Source organism: Actinosynnema sp. NPDC023658, assembly GCF_040639995.1.
In the GTDB taxonomy this organism is placed as follows: domain Bacteria; phylum Actinomycetota; class Actinomycetes; order Mycobacteriales; family Pseudonocardiaceae; genus Actinosynnema.
The window spans coordinates 1-2,195 of the sequence record NZ_JBFAAX010000720.1; the positions used below are offsets into that span (position 1 = coordinate 1).

Below are 2,195 nucleotides of genomic sequence, written 5' to 3' on the forward strand. Positions count from 1 at the left end.
CGCCGAACCGGCACCCCCGGCACCGCCGGTGGTGGTGATGGTGTCGACACCGGAGTCCGTGGTGCCGCCGTTGATGGACCCGGAGTTGCCGACGCCGCCGACGCCCGAGGCGCCCCCGAGACCGCCGGCACCCGCTCCGCCAGCCGTGGCCCCGCCGTAGCCGCCCAGCCCGCCGACGCCGCCGAGGCCGCCCTTGCCGCCGGTGGCGTTGACGGTGTCGCCGCCGACGCCGCCGATGACGGACCCGACGTTGGCAGCGCCGCCGACGCCGCCGACGCCGCCGTTGCCGCCGGCACCGCCCGCGCCGCTGTTCAGGCCGAGGCCGCCGATGCCGCCGGCGCCGCCGTTGCCGCCCGCACCACCGGTGACGGTGATCTGGTCGGTGCCGTCACCGCCGTCCACGATGCCGGAGCTGCTGATGCCGACGCCGCCGCTGGTCCCGACACCGCCGTTGCCGCCCGCGGTCCCCGCGGGGGTGCCCGCCGTGCCGTTCGCACCGGGAGGACCTGTCGTCCCGTTGATGCCGCCGGTGCCGGTGATGATGATGGTGTCGTTGCCGCCCAACCCCCTGATCGTGCCGGCGACCGAGCCGCCGGTGATCGTGATGGTGTTGGCGTTGGCGGTGCCGTCGAGGACCTGACCGGCGGGGACACCCGCCGTGCAGGTCACGTTCTCACCGGACCGGACACACCCGGCCGGGTCGGCGGCGTAGGCGGAGCCGGGAGCCACCAGGGCGAACCCCGCCACCGTCCCCAGCCCGATCAGAGCACGTCGTACCCGTACTGCCGTGGTGCTGTGCGTGGTCGATCTCATGATCTTCTCCACCTCTCTGGTGATGGGATTTCCTCTGCGCCGGTGAGAAGGCCCGAGCAGGCCTGTCATCGCAAGAGCGCAGGTTTTCTCGTTGATCTGCCGCCATCGCCGGGTGATTCATCCGCGAGCTGATCGATCGCATGACCGGATTGATGGGCGGTACCGCGCAGCGATTCGTCTGCGCTCCCGGGGCAACTCTGTTCCTCTTCGGCCTTGTTTACAAGCGGATCGGCGGTTCGTCATCCCGTTGCGAGGAATTCCCGGGTGACGATGGAATTTCCACTCTCGAATAGGCGGAGTTTGTGGGTAAACATTGATTCCGGTGTTCCTCGTCACCGCGGACGTCGTCCGTGTTCGACGGTGGCACCCCGCTCGATCCTCCGGACCGAACGCGCGAGGTCGTTCTGCGACCCGCTCGACCTTCGTCGAGAAGTGAGGCCCCGTACGGCCATTCGGGCGACTGTGCTGTCGGTCAACCGGCCGAAGAGGTAGGTTGTTGTTGTTACCCCGGACCCCGGTGGCACCACCTCCGTTGATTGGAGGTGGGCGGCACACCGGGGTTTTGTGCGTCGGTGGACCGCATCGGCCGGCTCGAATCGTGCCGGGTGCCGGTGCGTGCCTTCCGGGCAACTTGACACCGCGTGTCGCACGCCGTCATTGCCGTGCTCCGGGAAATGCAACAGCCAGAGTTCCATCACATTTCTACACGAGGAGTGCACATCATGGGAATCGTCATCGTCGGCGGTCTGATCGACTCTGTTGTCGGCATCGTCAACGGCACCGCGGCCGGCATCCTCGGTGCCGCCGGCGCGGTCCTCTTCCCCCTGCTCGGCCTCTGACCAGGGAGTCCGGCCGCCGGCACGACCCCCGTCAAGCCCCAGCGGTGGGGGTCGTGCCACGTCCGCGGGGCTCGCGCACGACCACCGGCCTGAGGTCTGTGGCGATCACGTCAATGGATCGGGCTCTGATCGGTCTCGATTTGTCCTGGCCGAGTGAGATTCGGACTCGACCCCGCGACGTCGGTCGAAAGCACTCGGCGGGGCTTCCTGTCGCACATGGGGCGTGCGTCCATTCGGGGGATGCAACGTCAATTCCCGCCGCAGCAGGAGTAGCGTCCCGTTTCACACCCCAGACCTCGGTGCCGTGAGCTACCGCCATGAGCGGTCGTGCTTCACGGGCCGAGGTTTTCTGCGTGTAGGGAAATGGGCGCCGACGGCCCACGCGGGCTGTGGCGGCGTGCGAATCGCACCACATCGTTTTTGCCAGCGCATCGCGCTGTGCAGGTCATGACCGACAACGTGTCAAGGAAACGAGCATGAGAATCCAACAGAGTCAGCTCCGTCGAGGGATCGTCGCGACCGTGGCCGGCTTCCTCGCCGTCC

1 pseudogene is annotated in these 2,195 nt (G+C 68.3%); it reads right to left on the reverse strand.

Annotation, left to right across the window (positions count from 1 at the left end):
- Positions 1-813: pseudogene (locus AB0G02_RS33750) on the reverse strand (hypothetical protein); the annotation flags it as partial.
- Between the last annotated feature and the right edge of the window lie 1,382 nt (positions 814-2,195).